Consider the following 17883-nt stretch of genomic DNA (forward strand, 5'->3'; position numbering starts at 1 on the left):
ATGAATACTATGAAAAAATTATTGCTGGGACTTGCTCTCTTAGGGGGACAGTTGATTTTTGCACAGAAAGTAACAGGTGCAAAGGTTGAAAACAGTCCCAAAAAAGAGCAGCAGGCTAGTATAAGTAAGGAGAAGGTTAGTTTGTATAATGAAAACTTCCTGAAGTTTGTTGAGGCTTTACAGGCTTCTGACCGAACAACCATTGATGGATTGCTTTCTGATAAGGTAAAGGAAATTGTTACGGATGATGTTCTTAAAAAAGTCAAAGAAGGTATTAATCCTAATAAAAAGCTTGAAATCTTAAAAGCAGGATATTATAAAACGATGGATGGAACCAATCATCCAAGTATTAAATATAAATACGCAGGAGAGTCGTCTTCCAAAGAGGCTATTACCGCTGTATTTGAAGATGATGGGAAAATCCTGGGAGTGTTGCCTGCGAAGTAAATAAAATTTATTTTCGATTAACTAAAAAAATATTAACTATGATGACAGATGTTTTAGTCGCTCATTCTTCGGATGTGGAGAAGGCGAGTTTTTACAAGAAGACGTATTTGCATGTTGCTTTATCTATTCTTGCATTTATTGGAGTTGAAACGATATTATTGAAAACTGTTCCGGCAGAACTTATTGCGATGATGTTTAGCCAAAGGTATATCTGGCTGTTGATTATCGGAGTTTTCTGGCTAGCTTCGGTTTTAGCTTCCAAATGGTCTCTTTCACAAAGTAAATCTACCCAATATATGGGACTTGGTTTTTATATCTTGCTGGAAGCGATTATCTTTTTACCTCTGCTTTTTATTGCAACCAATATGACGGGTGGTACCAATGTGATCTTCCAGGCTGCTACTTTAACGATTGCTATGTTTGCGGGTATTTCTGCAGTAGCATTCACTTCTAAAAGAGATTTTTCTTTCTTGAGAAATATTATTGTAATCGGTGGATTTATTTCCATTGGATTAATTGTAGGAGGGATGATCTTCGGATTTAACCTTGGGTTGTGGTTTTCCGTTGGAATGGTGATTTTAGCGTCAGCTACCATTCTATATCAGACAAGTAAATTAAAAGATTCTTATGGAACGAATCAGTATGTAGGAGCGGCATTGCAGCTTTTTGCTTCAATTATGCTTTTATTCTGGTATATTCTGAGTATTTTGATGAATAGAAGAAGCTAATTGATTAGTTGTCTTAGCTTTAAAAATATAGTCCCGGTGATTTTTCATCGGGATTTTTTTTATTATTTAAACACAAAATTTAAACACAAATGTCACTAATGTTTTCACGAATAACACTAATTCAATAGGATCAATAGGAATGGGCTAAAATCCTGAGCTTAGACGAAGGAAGCCTGTTTATTTTAAATGAATCTTTTCCAACGGCTTTAGCCGAAACTTATAAGTATCCCACGGATTTCACAGATTGACACAGATGATTGTGTATAATTTATTTGTGATATTTGTGAAATCATTTGTGTTACTTGTGGTTTAAATTAAACACAAATGTCACTAATGTTTTCACGAATAACACTAGTTAACACAGTTTAATAGGATCAATAGGAATGGGCTAAAATCCTGAGCTTAGACGAAGGAAGCCCGTTTATTTTAAATGAATCTTTTCCAACGGCTTTAGCCGAAACTTATAAGTATCCCACGGATTTCACAGATTGACACGGATGATTGTGCGTAATTTATTTGTGTTATTTGTGATGGAATATTTGTGTTACTTGTGGTTTAAATTAAACACAAATGTCACTAATGTTTTCACGAATAACACTAGTTAACACAGTTTAATAGGATCAATAGGAATGGGCTTTAGCCCGTTTGTTTTAAATGAATCTTTTCCAATGGCTTTAGCCGAAACTTATAAGTATCCCACGGATTTCACAGATTGACACAGATGATTGTGCGTAATTTATTTGTGTTACTTGTGGTTTAAATTAAACACAAATGTCGCAAATGTTTTCACGAATAACACGAATTCAATAATATCAAACGGCTTTAGCCGAAACTTATAAGTATCCCACGGATTTCACAGATTGACACGGATGATTGTGCGTAATTTATTTGTGTTATTTGTGATGGAATATTTGTGTTACTTGTGGTTTTTAAAATTTAAACACAAATGTCACTAATATTTTCACGAATAACACTAATTCAATAGGATCAATAGGAATGGGCTAAAATCCTGAGCTTAGACGAAGGAAGCCTGTTTATTTTAAATGAATCTTTTCCAACGGCTTTAGCCGAAACTTATAAGTATCCCACGGATTTCACAGATTGACACGGATGATTGTGTGTAATTTATTTGTGTTACTTGTGGTTTTTAAAATTTAAACACAAATGTCACTAATATTTTCACAAATAACACTAATTCAATAGGATCAATAGGAATGGGCTAAAATCCTGAGCTTAGACGAAGGAAACCCGTTTTATATTTTATGGGTGCTTTCCAACGGCTTTAGCCGAAACTTATAAGTATCCCACAGATTCCACAGATTGACGCGAATGATTACGTTTAATTTATTTGTGATATTTGTGAAATCATTTGTGTTATTCGTGTTTTAAACCAAAAACCAAAAAAATCCTGATGAAATGATCACCGGGATTTTAATTGGTTATTCTTTACAATTTTTCATACAACTTCCAGCTCCATGTGACCGGTTAAAGTCCTTTGAAGTTCATTTTAAGTTGAAAGAAAAGATTCTTAAAGAATAGAAAAAAGTATAGTAATGAGGAAAACCTCAGGTATTGTATAGTTTGTGTTTTTACAATCTTTTGATTAAAAATAATCGAAAGATGTTATTTGTCAATTGATCCTAAAACCTTCTGAGCAAAAGAGTTTAAAGCATCTTTCTCGCTCATTCCGTTTTGTACATTCGCGTGAACTTCCAGAGCTCCGCAGATGTTAGTGATCAATTCTCCTGCAACATTCAGGTCTTCTTCGCTTGTTCCTCTGAATTCGCAGAAACTTTCCAGTACTTCTAAAGTCTTTTCAAGATTTTCAGGAGTCTGATTCTGATAAAACTGTCTGATTACGGGTAATTTCATTATGCTAATTCGTTAAAAAGGTTAATTAAACTTTCTGCCTGGTTAGATTGAACCTGGTTTACCAATTCTCCGTTTTTAAAGATGGCGAAAGTAGGTAAGTTGTCTACTTTTGCTAATTTTCTGCTTTCTGGAAGCTTTTCAGCATCTACATATAAAAATGGAATAGAGTCATTTTCAGATGCTAATTTTTTGAATTTCGGCTTCATGATTCTGCAGTTTCCGCACCATGTTGCGCCATACTGAACAACTACTTTTTCATTGTCGTTCACTATGTTTTGTAATGTATCTTCGGTTAATTCTGTGTACATGATTGTAATTTGAAAATTTGTTAATTTGAAAATGTGCTAATGCTTTGTAAAGAAGAAAATGAGATAATTTTTGATAATTCTCCAATTATCTCATTTTCAAATTAACACATTATATTAGTTCTTCGCTAAGTATTCTGCTGTAGAAGTTCTGTCAGCTTTCATAGCGTCTTTCCCTTCTTCCCAGTTTGCAGGACATACTTCACCGTGCTTTTGTACGTGTGTGTAAGCGTCAATTAATCTTAAGAATTCTTTTACGTTTCTTCCTAGAGGCATATCGTTTACCGCTTCGTGGAAGATTTTTCCAGTTTCGTCGATAAGGTAAGTTGCTCTGTAAGTTACGTTAGAACCTGTGAAAACTTCATTTCCATCTTCATCATATTCGAAGTCCTGATCAACAATTCCCAATGTGTTAGCCAATTGTCTGTGAGTATCAGCTAAAAGTGGGTAAGTTACTCCTTCAATTCCTCCGTTATCTTTTGGTGTGTTCAACCAAGCGAAGTGTACTTCGTTAGTATCACAAGATGCACCAATTACTTTAGTGTTTCTTTTTTCGAATTCACCTAAAGCCTCCTGGAAAGCGTGAAGCTCAGTAGGACATACGAAAGTGAAATCTTTAGGGTACCAGAATAAAAGAACTTTTTGCTGGTTGTTTACTGCTTCATCAAGGATGTTGATTCTTAAATCGTCACCCATTTCAGACATTGCGTCAATTGTTAAATTTGGGAATTTTTTTCCTACTAAAGACATAATTTTCTGTTTTTATATTTAAATTTCTGTTGCAAATATATAAAAGATTCATCTATCGAACAAACTAAAATCGATAAATAAAATCTATAATCGTTTTTGGTGTGTTGTTAAATAAAAAAGCCCTGATATCAGGGCTTTTTGTTTATTTTAATAACCAAATATTTCAGTTAAATTAAGTTTTTTTACTTCGCCTAATTTCTGCATATCGGCCTCATTTACTTTATCTTGAGAAGCGACAAGGCAGTAGGTGTAGTTCTTGTTTTTCATTTCCTTATCATGGAATGAGTTGATGTCTGTGAAAGACAGTTTTGGTGCCTGTTCATAAACATTTTTTCTCATATCAAAGTTGTTTCCAAGCTTTTGAGATTTCAGATAAGAGAAGATGATTCCATCCTGAGTAATTCTTTCAGAAGCAATTGATTTTTTCAATCCGCTTTTCGCTGTTTCAAATAACTGCTCAGATTTTGGAAGGGTAGTCAGAAGCTCGTTCATCGCTGTTGTAGACTCATTGAATTTGTCTGCCTGCGTTCCTACATAAGCCATCACCATGTCTTTGTCTGTTTTCTTACTTGGAAGTGCAAAATAAGAATACGTAGAATAAGCCAGTGCTTTTGATTCTCTGATAGTCTGGAATACAATAGATCCCATTCCGCCTCCGAAATAGTTGTTGAATAAACTTACCGTTGGAGTAGTGGATGCATTGTACGGGTCAGAATTTCTTACCCAGAACACTTCTGCCTGTACCATATCATAATGAGCAAATAAAACCTTGTTCTTATCAGTTGGGATCTGAGCGAAAGTTTTAGACTTAGGAAGATCTTTCAGGGTAGCAGGAAGTTTGTGGATAGGTTTCAAAGCTGCTACTACATCATTTCCTGATTTTGGTCCATAATACAGTACTTTGTGCTTGAAATTGAATAAATCATGAAGAACATTAATTAAGTCTTCTGCTTTTAATGCATCAAGTTCAGCATCGCTTAGTACATTGTTGAAAGGGTTCTGAGCGCCATATTGAGCATAACTTCTCAATCCGGACATGATTACTCCCTTATTCTGTTTTGCGTTCGCTCTGGCTTTCTTCAACCTAACTTTGTAAGCATCAAGAGCAGCCTGGTCTGCCTGACAGTTTTTGATTAAATCTTCAAATAAAGAAATGGTTTTATCAAAGTTTTCATTTAAACCTTCCAGTGATACATAAGTTTCCTCGTTTCCTGCGCTTACATTGAAGCTTGAGGCAAGTTTATAGAATTCTTTACTGATGATTTCAGAAGACTTGTCTTTCGTTCCTAAATACTGAAGATATTCTGCGGCCAGTGGAAGGATTTTGTTGTTCCATTTTCCTGAATCAAAGTGATAATACATTCTGAACAGAGCATTGTCTGTATTTTTTACAGAAAGTACATCTACAGCAGCTAATTTGTTTTTAGCGATGTCTTTGTCATAATTCAACCATACCGGAGCGATAGGGTTTTCAGGCATTTCATCAATCTTCTTAAGGAAAGGAGATTGGTCTTCTCTGTTAACAGAAACAGGTGTAATGGTTGGTTTATCAACTTTTACAATACTCTTGTCTTCACCTTTTCTTTTGTAAACCGCAACGTAGTTATTATTCTGAAGATATTTGGATACAAAATCCATGATATCTTTTTTCGTCAGTTTTGAAATCTCATCAACATATTCAAGTGATGCTTTGTGATCAACCTCCGAAGTGAATTCATCCATTAGGATGCTTGCTCTTGAAGAATATTTTTCATCTTTCTGAATAATACCTTTCTTCTCGTTGTTCACGATAGACTGAATAAGATCATCAGAAAAATCCCCTTTTCTTAATTTGTCAATTTCCTGAAGAAGAAGGTTTTTTACTTCATCCAGAGATTGACCTTCAGTAGGTTTTCCCTGTAAAAGTAAAACTGAATAATCTTTTAAAGCATAAGAACCTGCGTAAGCTCCAAGTAATTTTTGTTTTTTTACCAGATCAAGGTCGATTAACCCGGCCTGTCCGTTGGTAAGCATATTTCCAACAAGGTTCAGCATTCTGGCATCTTTGGTAGATGCTCCCGGAAATCTGAATCCAAGCATTACGTTTTCAGGATTCGGTCCTACCACTTCTTTTACAACCGGAGCGGTGATAGGTTTTTCCTGTCCAACTTTATATTCAGGAATTGCTTTAGGCTTCATATAAGAGAAAGCCTTGTCAATTTTTGCAATCACTTCATCCGGATTAAAATCTCCGGACATGATGATTCCCATGTTATTTGGAACGTAGTAGTTGTTATAATATTCTCTGATAGCGTGCAGAGAAGGGTTTTTCAGGTGTTCAATGGTTCCGATGGTAGTTTGCTTTCCGTAATTGTTATTAGGGAAAAGGTTGGCAAACATCGTATCGAAAACTTTATCTCCGTCATCATCAAGAGATCTGTTTTTTTCTTCATATACCGCTTCAAGTTCTGTGTGGAAAAGTCTTAGAACCGGTTCTCTGAATCTTTCAGCCTGTACCGCAAGGAATTTGTCAAGAACATTGGCAGGTACATCTTCCGTGTACACCGTTTGTTCAAAAGAAGTGAAGGCATTGGTGCCATCAGCTCCCATACCAGCCATCATTTTATCGTATTCATTTGCGATTGCAAATTTTGCTGCCTCTCCGGAAACCCTGTCAATTTCTTTATAGATTTCTTTTCTTTTGGCTTCATCCTTAGTCTGGTTGTACTTTTCGTAAAGAGCGTCAATCTGGTCTAAAAGAGGTTTTTCTTTTGCCCAGTCTTTAGATCCAAACTGGTTTGTTCCTTTGAAAAGCATGTGCTCCAGATAATGGGCAAGACCTGTGTGGTCTGCAGGATCGGTTTTGCTTCCGGCTTTTGTTGCAATATACGTTTGTATTCTTGGATCCTTATTGGTAGGACTCAAAATAACCGTTAATCCGTTTTTCAAAGTGTAATACCTTGCAGAAGTAGGGTCGTTGGTCACGTATTTGTACTTGTAGCCATTGGAAGTCGCTTCTTTCCATTGGAAATCCTGGCCAAAAGCATATCCTGCGAAACTTGCAGCGGCAATACTTGTAGCGATGGTTAGTTTTTTTAACAGATTCATTGCTGTCGTGTTTTATTTTGGGTTATTAATTTGTTAATTGAATTTTTCCAATAAGTTTTTGATTCTTTTCATAGCTTCTCTTAAATCTTCCTCAGAAGCGGCATAAGAGAATCTGATACATTCCGGGCTTCCAAAAGAGAATCCGCCTACACATCCCACATGAGCATTTTCCAGAAGGAACATGGCAAAGTCGTCAGAGTTTTTAATTTCTGTTCCATCAAGGGTTTTTCCAATATAGTACGAAATATCCGGGAAGAAGTAGAAGGCAGCCTTTGGAAGGACCACTTTGAATCCTGGGATTTCTTTGATCAGTTCATAGACAAGATCTCTTCTTTTTTTGAAAGCATCAATCATGTATCTGTATTCGGAAGGATCTGTTTTCAGGGCAACAATAGAAGCTCTCTGTGCTACCGTATTAGCGCCGCTGGTCATCTGTCCCTGTACTTTTTCGCAAGCTTTTGCCAGCCATTCCGGACATGCTGAATACCCGATTCTCCATCCAGTCATAGCAAATGCTTTTGACATACCATTGATTACCGCAGTCTGTTCATACACTTCCGGGAACTGAGCAATGGAAGTGGTGTTGGTTTCGTAATTGATATATTCATAAATCTCATCAGAAATTATCGTTATCTGAGGATATTTAGCAATTACTTTGGCAATCGATTTTAATTCATCATAAGTATAATATCCTCCTGAAGGGTTGCACGGAGAACTGAAAAGGACAGCTTTAGTTTTTTCAGTAATAGCTTCTTCAAGTTGTTCTGCAGTCACTTTGAAATCGGTAACATACGACGTAGGAAGCATTACAGAAGTTCCGCCCATCATTTTTACCATTTCATCATAGCTTACCCAATATGGTGCAGGAAGCAGAACTTCATCACCATCATTGATAATAGCAGCCAGAACATTGATAATAGCCTGCTTCGCTCCATTGGAAACACAAATCTGAGTAGGTTTGTATTCCAGATTATTATCTCTTTTTAATTTATATGCAATAGCCTCACGCAATTCCAGAAATCCTGGAACAGGAGAATAGTGGCTGTAATTTTGATTGATGGCATCGAATGCTGCCTGTTTGATGTTGTCCGGAACATCGAAATCCGGTTCGCCAAGAGTTAAGCTAATCACATCTATTCCGCTGGCTTTCATTTCTCTGGCTTTGTTAGACATTACAAATGTCTGGGAGTATCCTAATCTTTTTACTCTATCTGAAAGTTTATCCATTGTATTTTTTTGAATTTTAACAAATATATAATAAAAACGTCTTGTGGAGGTAATAAAAGTAAGGGTACTTTAAAGATTTTTGTCAGGTTTTAGTCAAATCTTCTTTTAGATTATAAAAATCTTTTCTTTTGATGTATGGGACTGATTTTAATCTTATTTTAGCCAAAAAACTTATTTCCATGAAGAAGATATTCAAAGCAATGTTTTTGTTATCCGTGCCACTTTTATATGCACAGAATTACCGTTTTGTTTATGAATATAAGATGAAACCGACTATTGAAAAAAAGGATTCTGTAGTAATCAATTATATGAACCTGGATACGGATGGGAAGAAATCCTATTTCACTAATGCCGTTAAATATGAAAGAGATTCAGTGTATCGGGTAGACAAAAACTACTCTGCATTGTTGAAAGGCAAAAATTATGACCGTAACCTGAGCTATATTATTGAGAAAAACTATTCCCAAAAGACGATAAACCTATATGATAAATACAAAAGTGTAAGTCTGGTAACTATAGATCAGGAAATCCCAAAATGGAAAATTGAAAATGAGTTTAAAAAGATCAACGATCTGAATTGCCAGAAAGCGGTTGCAGATTATAAAGGCCGAACATGGGAAGCATGGTTTAGCAAGGATTTTCCCGTAAGCGATGGCCCATACAAATTCAGTGGTCTTCCGGGACTTGTTGTTGCCATTAAGGACGGGGACAATGATCACGTTTTCGAATTGGTTCAGATTAAGAAAATTAAAGCAGTCACAGCGCTTGTACCCAAAAATAATAAGCAGATGAATGGTGAAGAATATAGAAAGCTTATTAAGAATTATACTTTTAATCCGGCGGAAGACATTGCAGCGATGAATATGGATTCCAAAAGCGGGACGATGGAAATGCAGCTGAAAGATGGTTATGTTGCTCAGCTGGATATCAATAAGCTCAAAAAATACGGAGCAAAAATGGATGATGTGATCGCAGAAATGCTAAAAATGGGCACTAATCCTATTGAAAGAGATTAAAATAAATTCTGATAAGAAATGATTTTGCTGTGTAGGGTTTTGTATCTTTAACAATCTAAGATCTGCCCTATGAAATATTCCGTTTTTTTATTACTTATTTCGTGTACTGTTTTTTCCCAGAAGCACTCAAAAGATGATGACGTGAAAAAATATGTCTCGCAGGTGAATGAAGATTCATTAAAATCATATATCGGAAAGTTGGTAAGTTTTGAAACCCGGCATACCTTGAGTTCGATAGATGATTCTAAGCACGGAATAGGTGCCGCAAGAAACTGGGTGATCAGGAAATTCAAAGATTATGCTAAAAATTCGGGTGGAAGAATGGAGGTGTATCTACAACAGGAAGATATTCAGCCGGATGGAAAAAGAATTGATAAAATAGTAAATCTTGGAAATGCTGTTGCCTTTCTGAAAGGAACAGATCCGAATGATAAAAGAATTTTCCTGATCGGAGGGCATCTTGACTCAAGAGTGAGCGATGTGATGAACAGAACTTCCAAAGCGCCTGGTGCCAATGATGATGGGAGTGGAGTAAGTGCTGTGATAGAATCTGCCAGAATACTGAGCAAATCTTCATTTCCGGCATCTATTATTTTTGTGGCCTTTTCGGGAGAAGAACAATCTTTGTTAGGTTCTAAACAATTGGCCGAGAAAATTAAAAGAGAAAATGGGCAACTGGAAGCTGTTTTGAATAATGATATGATCGGTAACCCCAAAGCAGGAGAAACAGGAGAGATCAACACCCGTATACTTCGTGTTTTCAGCGAAGGTCTGCCATACAAAGATCTGGATAAAAAAGCAATGACAATCAGGAATCTGGGTTTTGAAAACGATAGTGAATCCAGGCAGCTGGCTCGTTATATCAAAGAAATTACAGAACAATATGTGAAAGGATTGGAAATTAAACTGATCTATAGGAATGACAGATTTTTGCGTGGAGGAGATCACACCAGCTTTGTGAATAACGGATTTCCTTCTGTAAGACTGACGGAATATTATGAAAACTACGATCATCAGCATCAGGACATAAGAAGTGAAAACAATAGGCAATATGGTGATCTTCCTGAGTTTATAGATTTTAAATATCTGAAAAAGAATGTCGCTGCCAATGTTGCCGTATTGGCAAGCCTTGCAAAATCTACCTCGAAACCTGAGAAAGTGGAAATGGATGTGAAAGAGCTGACAAATTCAACAACTTTACATTGGGAAAAACCAAAATCCGGAATTCCGGCAGGATATTATGTGCTGGCAAGGGAAACAGACAGTCCGGTATGGCAGAAAAAAATATTCACCACTGAACTTTCTATGAAGATTCCGCTTTCGAAAGACAATTATATTTTTGCAGTACAGAGCGTGAGCCCGTCAGGAAACCTGAGTGTCCCTGTCATACCAGGAATTGCAAAGTGATGGATTTTGCTGAAAACCAGAATTTACTGCCGGATCAGGAAAAGTAGATTTGAATACAAGAGAAATAAAACTTATTTTTGCGGTTTATAATAATTCACATGTCTGCATCGTTACTATTAAAATATTTCCCGGATCTTACTGAAAAACAGAAAGAACAGTTCTCAAAACTGGAAAGTCTGTACAATGAATGGAATGAAAAGATCAATGTAATTTCCAGAAAAGATATGGAATCACTGTATGAAAAGCATATTCTGCACTCGTTGGGAATTGCAAAAGTGATGGAATTTGCACCGGGAACCAAAGTTTTGGATATCGGAACCGGAGGTGGTTTTCCAGGTATTCCTCTGGCGATCCTTTTTCCTGAAACAGAATTTACGCTGATTGATTCTATTGGTAAGAAAATCAGTGTGGTACAGGCTGTTGCAGATGGAGTAGGACTTACTAATGTAACGGCTATCCATGGAAGAGCAGAAAAGCTTAAAGAAAAATTCCACTTTGTAGTCAGTAGAGCGGTAACTCAAATGCCGGAATTTTTAAGATGGCTGAAAGGGAAATTTGAAAAAGAACAGTTTAACCCTAAACATAACGGAATTTTATATTTGAAAGGCGGTGATCTTGCTGAAGAACTTGCCGGACTTAAATGTGAAATTTTCAATCTTAAACACTATTTTGATGAAGAATTTTTTGATACGAAGAAAGTAGTTTATGTATCAAAAGGTAATTTTAATTCCTGATTTTTATGTGAATAAGGAATAATTTTTGCTAATATTTGTTAATAATCAGAAAAGTAAAGGTTATGAAAAAACTTTTAAATATTGGATTTTCAGTATTCGTGTTGGGCGTGCTTCTGGTTTCGTGTGATGATGATGATTATCATACCATTGAATCTATTGGTAAAATCAAAATAGACAGTGTAAAAATTGTCAATGATACCATGGATGTTTTTGCAATACAGAGCATTAAAACTTATTCCACATATCCGTCTCATTGTGAGGGTTTTTACGGATATGATTATGTTTACAATACCAATCTGGAAAGAACGGTTACTTCCTATAAATATATTACCAACGGACCTTGTACACAAGGGAATTACGTGGGAGCGAATCAAATAAACTTCAGTCCTCAAAGAAAAGGTACTTATACTTTTAAATTCTGGAATGGAGGAAATAACTGGATCACGAAAACAATTGTAGTGGAATAATGAGATTGACTTTTGTATTATGTTTATTGGCAGCGCAGGCTGTATCCGGACAGAAAATTATCTGGGAAGAAGGCAAAAAATTAACGTGGGATAACTTTAAAAGCCCGGTTAGCAAGAAAAAGAATCCTGATGTAGTGGCTTACACCCATTGTGGCTGGGAATTTTATTCTGAAAAATCTTCCGATCCAAAAGCACCGGTTACGATTACCATCAAAACCCTGTTTCATGAAGATAAATCCTGGAAAGATGCTAAAAGAATGGATGATTATATTCTTCTTCATGAGCAAAAGCATTTTGATATTGCAGAATTATTTGTGAGAAAATTCAGAAAAGCTGTTGCTGAAAAAATTAAAAATTCCGGAGATTATAATAAGTATTTCAAAACCATTTATGACGGAATAGCTATTGATTATAAAAACTTCCAGATGGCCTATGACAGCGAAACCCGTCATGGAATCGATAAAGAAAAACAAACCGAATATAATCAGTTGATTTCTGAACAACTAGACAACTTAAAAAGCTACCAAACCCTTTGAAATTCCTCAATAAGATCATCCACGAACTGCTAGCACAAAACACTGACCTTTCTGCGTTTAATATCATTCTGCCCGGAAAACGTCCCATTGTGTTTATCAGACAGATTCTGGAGGAAAATAACTATTCAGGGTTTCTTCCCAATTTTTTTACGATTGAGGAACTTATCAATAAAATAGCGGATCATCAGACCATTCAGGGGATTCCGTTGTGGCTTTTCTCTTTTGATGTGTACCGAAGCCTGAATCTTATCCCAAGAGATGATTTTTCCGATTTTCTGAAGTGGTTTCCCACCTTACAGAAGGATTGGGATGATATTCTCAAATTCTCAGATAGCGATCAGGCAGTTCTGCAGTATATGTTTGATGAGGAAAGGATCAAAGAATGGGCTCAGGACCTTGGAGAGGATGACGATGTTCCACGAAAAAAGTTTCTTAATTTCTGGCAGAATATGAGCGTTTTTCTCCCTGTTCTAAAAGAAAGATTGCAGGAGAGAAACTGGGCAACTTCCGGAATGATTCACGAGGCGGCTAAAGCCAGGATTGCCGATTTTGCAAAAAATACCAAAGAAGAATTTGTTTTTTGTGGTTTCAATGCCTTTACTCCCGTAGAAGAAAAGCTTGTAAGAAGCCTTTTGCAGTGGAATAAAGCGCAGTGCTTCTTTCAGGCAGACCGTTATTATTTCGATGATGAGAGACAGGAAGCCGGAAAATTCCTTAGAAATCATAAAACATGGAAAGAATTTGATGATAACAGAGCTTTCCAATGGATAGAAGACGATTTTAATCAACCTAAAAAAATTAAGGTATACGAAGTGTCCGGAAATGTAACCCAGACCAAAGTACTGCCTGAGATCTTTAAAGAGATCAATAATAAAACTTACTCCAATACTGCGGTAGTGCTGCTGGATGAAAACCTTCTTCCTGCCAGTCTTGATGTGATGCATGGTGTTGATAATTTGAATATTACAATGGGATTTCCGTTGAAAAACTTATCTTTCTCCAATGCTGTGAAACGTCTTTTCTACCTGCAGAAACAATTGGAAAAAAACAAACTGTCTTATTATTACAGAGATGTTTTTCCCATTTTGGAAGAACTTCCCAAATCTGTAGAAGATGAACAGATTATCAATGATTTTAAAGCCAAAGTAGAAGAGAGGAATATTGTCTATATTTCTCGGAAGCTTTTACATGAACTGCTTAGTGGTCTGTCTTATTATGGACTTCTTCAAAAAGCAACAGGAACCAATGGCTATCTGGATATGCTTATAGAGTTCTGCCAGCAGGTAAAATGGCTTGAGATAGATGATATTCAGTATGAGAATGTCTCTCACTTTGAAAATGCATTCAGGATCATCAAAAACCAGCTGACTCCCTACAACATTGAGATCAAAATGGAAACGCTGGAAATTCTGATCAATCAGCATATCAATTCTGAGAGTATTGATTTTCAGGGAGAGCCATTGAGAGGACTTCAGATCATGGGATTGCTGGAAACACGTCTTCTGAATTTCGAAAACGTTATTCTTCTTTCCGTAAACGAAGGAAAACTTCCCCTTGGAAACTCCCAGAATACCTATATTCCTTTTGATATCCGAAGGTTCTTTGATCTTCATACTTTCCTGGAAAATGACAGCATTTATGCCTATCACTTTTACAGGCTGATTCAGGATGCGAAGAATGTACATTTGCTGTACAATGCTTTAAGCTCCGGAGTTAATACCGGCGAGAAGAGCCGTTTCATTACACAGATCGAAATGGAGAGTTCTCATGACATCGAACATCTCATTATTGAAAATTCTTCCGAACCTATTGCCACCAAACCGATAGAAATTTCCAAGACCCAAATTGTACAGGATCGTCTTCAAAAATGGAAGGAAAAAGTATCAGCTTCCCATCTGACGAGTTATCTTTATAATCCGATTGATTTCTACCTTTCCAAGATTTTAAATACTTCGGAAACAGATGAAATTGAAGAAGAACTGTCGATAAAAAATTACGGAAATCTAGTCCATTATTCACTTCAAGAAGTGTATGAGGTGTTAAAGGGTAAGGTTTTAAAAGAAAGTGATTTAAAGAATTCAGTTAAAGCAGTAGATGAATATATAAATATTGCTATTGAGAAACTGAAGCATCAGCCGGAATTCTATGAAAAAGGAATGAATTACATCCATAAGGCTATTGCTAAAAAGGTAATTGAAAATGTGCTGAATCATGATCTTGAGCTCATAAAACAGGGTAATAAACTGGAGATCATTGATATTGAAAGAAGGTTTGAAAATATAGATTTTCCTCTCGATGATAATGATAAAATTTCTTTCTTCGGATTCATTGACCGGATTGATAAGCTGAACGGTACTCTAAGAATTATTGATTATAAAACAGCGAAGATTAAAAATCTCAATGTAAAAATTGATCAGGATAATGTAGATGAATATTTTCACAACAGCGATAGAAAACAGGCACTTCAGCTTTGTATTTATCATTACGTTGTTCAGCACCTTCCTGAGTTTTGGGGATTCCCGATTGAAACAGGAATATGGAGTTTTGCAGACGCTAAGAAAGGAATGGTTTCATTGCAGTTCGATAAAGGAAATATTGACGATGCCATGAAATCGGTTAAAAGCCTTATTCTTGAAATCCTTAACCCGGATATTAATTTCGTGGAAACTATAAAAACGTATTGAAAATAGCTGACATGTATTGGGAAATATGTCTGACCTGAAAAATGAGGGAATTTTGTTTTTAAGTTATAGACTGAAATACATTTATTTACTTCGTAGAATAGTCAATTAAGCAGGTAACTTTTTGTGTATCTTTACTACTTATTAAAAACTTTTAAAAGTTTAAATCAGATACATTAAGCAGCACCAATGAAAAAGATCCTGATATTTTTAGCTATTGCTTTTTCTCTTATTATCAAATCTCAGCAAAAGAATGATTCTCTGAATATTGCCCTTCAGAATGTAACCAAAGACACAAAATTTGGGCTTGCTCTTAGTGGTGGAGGTGCAAAGGGATTTGCCCATATCGGAATTCTCAAGATGATTGATTCATTGGGAATAAAAGTAGATTATATCACTGGAACCAGTATGGGAGGTATTCTGGGAGGTTTATATGCAATGGGATATAATGCAGATCAACTGAAACATACGATCTATAAAATGGATTGGAACAGGATTCTGAGCAATAAAATCCCTTACAATAAAGTTAATATCAGTGAAAAAGACGAATACGACAAATATATTCTTGAATTTCCTGTAGTGAAAGGATTTCCAACTCTTCCGAGTTCTTATATTGAAGGGCAGTACATGGGAGAGGTTCTTAATACACTTACTTTCAATGCAAAACATATCAACGATTTCAGCAAACTGAGGATTCCCGTGCAGCTTACTTCTTCCGATATTGAAAACGGAGGTCTTGTAATGCAGAAAGAAGGATCATTACCGTTGGCTATTCGTTCCACACTGGCCATTCCTGCCGCTTTTGCTCCTGTTTATATTGATGGAAAACTTTTGGTAGATGGCGGTTTGGACCGTAATTATCCAGCCAATGAGGTGCGTGAGATGGGTGCTGATTTTGTTATTGGTGGATATACGGGTTTCAGGCTTTTTACGAAAAAGGAGATTGAAAACCCGATGAAGATGATTTATCAGACTCATGCCATCCGTTCGGTGGAGGATTTTAAGCATCAAAAAGAACTCTCTAATATTCTCGTAGATTTTGTAGATCCTTTGGGAGAAATTACAACGAAGGATTTTGCCAGATACAGAAAGATTATCAAAATAGGAGAGGTTGAAGCCAGAAAGCACCTGCCTGAGTTTGTAGCTCTTGCAGAGGCGCAGCGAAAAGCCGGAATTACGTATGAGCATACGATGATTGAAGAGGTGAAACTGCCTACCACAAAATTCACTTTTAACGAAGAAGACGGAACGCCTATTACTGATGCAGCTGAAATTGAAGTACTGAAAAAGCAGATGGGACTTACGGAAGGGAAATATTACGATGCAAAAACAATTAATGAAGCCATAGACCGTGTATTTGGAATGCGCCAGTACGTTAAGGTGTATTATACCTACACCAATGTAAACGATGGTCTTGTGATGAATGTATTTGTGAAAAGAGCGAAAAAAGGGGCGTTTAAACTCGCGCTGCACTATGATACGGAACAGTCCGTAGGGATTATTATCAATTATACCTACAGAAATATTCTTCTGAACCGATCAAGATTTCTGGCAACAGTGGATATTTCCGAACGTTTCAAAGCTAAACTTGCTTATCAGCAGTTTCTGGATAGTGGGGAGCGTTTATGGTTGGATCTTGAGGCGAAGATGGTTCATCTTAAAAGTAACGACCTGAACTTCAGATTATATGATATCAGTGAGGATGGCGGCGACCGTTTTCCTAACCATATGTACCGTAATATAACCGGAAAGATTGCGCTGAATTATAATATCAATCCCAATGCTTATCTATCTCTGGGAACGGAATTCAGTACGGAAAGAATGTATAGTTTACTGGATAAGGTAGATCAGTCGAAAGTAGATAATTACAGCAAGAAGCTGTATAACCACAGTAATTTCAACACTTTCCTGAAGTTTGAACAGAACAATCTTAATAAAAGATATTTTACTACAAAAGGGAATCATCTGCAGGTGAGTACGAGATTTTATTACGGAGATCGCTATGAACTTTATGATCTGAATACCGTGCAGCCTCTCCTGTATCTGATCCTTAACCCGAAAGAATCTTACTATTCTGAGCCTAAAAACCTTGTTTCATTCACATTGAATGAGAACTTTTTCTATCCCATCACAAGAAGACTGACCGTAAAAGCGAATGTGTTTCTAGGAACGAGTTTCGGTTCCAAGAAAGAAGATAAAGTTCCGTATTTGTTCCTGAATCAGAAATATAACCTGGGAGGTAGCGAATATAATTATGATCTGCTAAGCCCTGAATTCAACGGTCTTCGCCAAAAAGAACTTCCGATGACTTCAGTAGCTAAGGCTGCAATATCATTTCAGTACAGAATTATGAAAAAGCTCTATCTAACTCCTTCGTTCAGCTATGGAAAGGTGAGTGAAGAGTTTTCTCCTTTTAATGACAGTTTTGATATGTTTGGGTATGGATTGAACCTTGGCTACGAATCCCTGATTGGTCCTATCAGCATGAATATTTCCCGAAACAGTCAGCTTGATTTTTCAAGGATCTATTTCAGTATTGGCTTCAAATTTTAAAGAATAATTAAAATCATTTTGGAAGATATTAAAAATCCTTTTATCTAAAGTGCTTGTTTAGATAAAAGGATTT

At 36.2% G+C, this 17883-nt stretch carries 14 protein-coding genes; 9 read left to right on the top strand and 5 right to left on the bottom strand.

Going from position 1 to position 17883, the window contains the following annotated elements:
* The first annotated feature begins 9 nt into the window (after positions 1 to 9).
* Positions 10 to 447: a peptidylprolyl isomerase gene (locus tag ACKTTZ_RS18720; protein ID WP_253317451.1), complete on the top strand. Its 438-nt coding sequence runs from the start codon at positions 10 to 12 to the stop codon at positions 445 to 447.
* A gap of 38 nt (positions 448 to 485) precedes the next feature.
* Positions 486 to 1175, top strand: a complete 690-nt coding sequence (locus ACKTTZ_RS18725) for a Bax inhibitor-1 family protein (protein WP_034698502.1) — start codon at positions 486 to 488, stop codon at positions 1173 to 1175.
* Positions 1176 to 2798: 1623 nt separating this feature from the next.
* Here ACKTTZ_RS18725 and ACKTTZ_RS18730 read toward each other — a convergent pair.
* The 5 genes from ACKTTZ_RS18730 to ACKTTZ_RS18750 all read right to left on the bottom strand — a co-directional run bounded on the left by ACKTTZ_RS18730 (position 2799) and on the right by ACKTTZ_RS18750 (position 8416).
* Positions 2799 to 3047 carry a DUF6952 family protein gene (locus ACKTTZ_RS18730; protein WP_002980002.1) on the bottom strand — a complete coding sequence of 83 codons (249 nt, stop codon included), beginning with the start codon at positions 3045 to 3047 and terminating at the stop codon, positions 2799 to 2801.
* A complete protein-coding gene (locus ACKTTZ_RS18735) occupies positions 3047 to 3355 on the bottom strand; it encodes a thioredoxin family protein (RefSeq protein WP_034698499.1) in 309 nt (102 codons plus the stop codon). Before ACKTTZ_RS18735 ends, ACKTTZ_RS18730 begins: the two co-directional genes overlap by 1 nt.
* Positions 3356 to 3469: 114 nt before the next feature.
* Complete coding sequence (locus tag ACKTTZ_RS18740; RefSeq protein WP_034698496.1) at positions 3470 to 4102, bottom strand: peroxiredoxin; 633 nt, start codon at positions 4100 to 4102, stop codon at positions 3470 to 3472.
* 147 nt (positions 4103 to 4249) lie between these two features.
* Positions 4250 to 7189: a pitrilysin family protein gene (locus ACKTTZ_RS18745; RefSeq protein ID WP_253317450.1), complete on the bottom strand. Its 2940-nt coding sequence runs from the start codon at positions 7187 to 7189 to the stop codon at positions 4250 to 4252.
* Positions 7190 to 7222: 33 nt separating this feature from the next.
* Positions 7223 to 8416 carry a pyridoxal phosphate-dependent aminotransferase gene (locus ACKTTZ_RS18750; protein ID WP_034698490.1) on the bottom strand — a complete coding sequence of 398 codons (1194 nt, stop codon included), beginning with the start codon at positions 8414 to 8416 and terminating at the stop codon, positions 7223 to 7225.
* A 179-nt stretch (positions 8417 to 8595) separates the two neighbouring features.
* Here ACKTTZ_RS18750 and ACKTTZ_RS18755 point away from each other — a divergent pair, with 179 nt between their 5' ends.
* From ACKTTZ_RS18755 to ACKTTZ_RS18785, 7 genes are all read left to right on the top strand, one after another.
* Positions 8596 to 9432, top strand: coding sequence for a GLPGLI family protein (locus tag ACKTTZ_RS18755; RefSeq protein WP_253317449.1), 837 nt, complete (start codon positions 8596 to 8598; stop codon positions 9430 to 9432).
* A gap of 69 nt (positions 9433 to 9501) precedes the next feature.
* Positions 9502 to 10839, top strand: coding sequence for a M20/M25/M40 family metallo-hydrolase (locus ACKTTZ_RS18760; protein WP_407846326.1), 1338 nt, complete (start codon positions 9502 to 9504; stop codon positions 10837 to 10839).
* 98 nt (positions 10840 to 10937) lie between these two features.
* Positions 10938 to 11573 (top strand): 16S rRNA (guanine(527)-N(7))-methyltransferase RsmG, encoded by a 636-nt coding sequence (gene rsmG, locus ACKTTZ_RS18765; RefSeq protein WP_034698484.1) that lies wholly within the window; start codon positions 10938 to 10940, stop codon positions 11571 to 11573.
* Positions 11574 to 11635: 62 nt separating this feature from the next.
* A complete protein-coding gene (locus ACKTTZ_RS18770; RefSeq protein ID WP_034698481.1) occupies positions 11636 to 12040 on the top strand; it encodes a hypothetical protein in 405 nt (134 codons plus the stop codon).
* Positions 12040 to 12576, top strand: coding sequence for a DUF922 domain-containing protein (locus ACKTTZ_RS18775; protein ID WP_407846327.1), 537 nt, complete (start codon positions 12040 to 12042; stop codon positions 12574 to 12576). The genes ACKTTZ_RS18770 and ACKTTZ_RS18775 overlap by 1 nt, the downstream gene beginning before the upstream one ends.
* Positions 12573 to 15260 carry a PD-(D/E)XK nuclease family protein gene (locus tag ACKTTZ_RS18780; RefSeq protein ID WP_034698476.1) on the top strand — a complete coding sequence of 896 codons (2688 nt, stop codon included), beginning with the start codon at positions 12573 to 12575 and terminating at the stop codon, positions 15258 to 15260. Before ACKTTZ_RS18775 ends, ACKTTZ_RS18780 begins: the two co-directional genes overlap by 4 nt.
* A gap of 186 nt (positions 15261 to 15446) precedes the next feature.
* Positions 15447 to 17810, top strand: coding sequence for a patatin-like phospholipase family protein (locus ACKTTZ_RS18785; protein WP_253317447.1), 2364 nt, complete (start codon positions 15447 to 15449; stop codon positions 17808 to 17810).
* Positions 17811 to 17883: the final 73 nt, after the last annotated feature.

It is taken from the genome of Chryseobacterium sp. KCF3-3 (genome assembly GCF_045865955.1).
Lineage (GTDB): Bacteria > Bacteroidota > Bacteroidia > Flavobacteriales > Weeksellaceae > Chryseobacterium.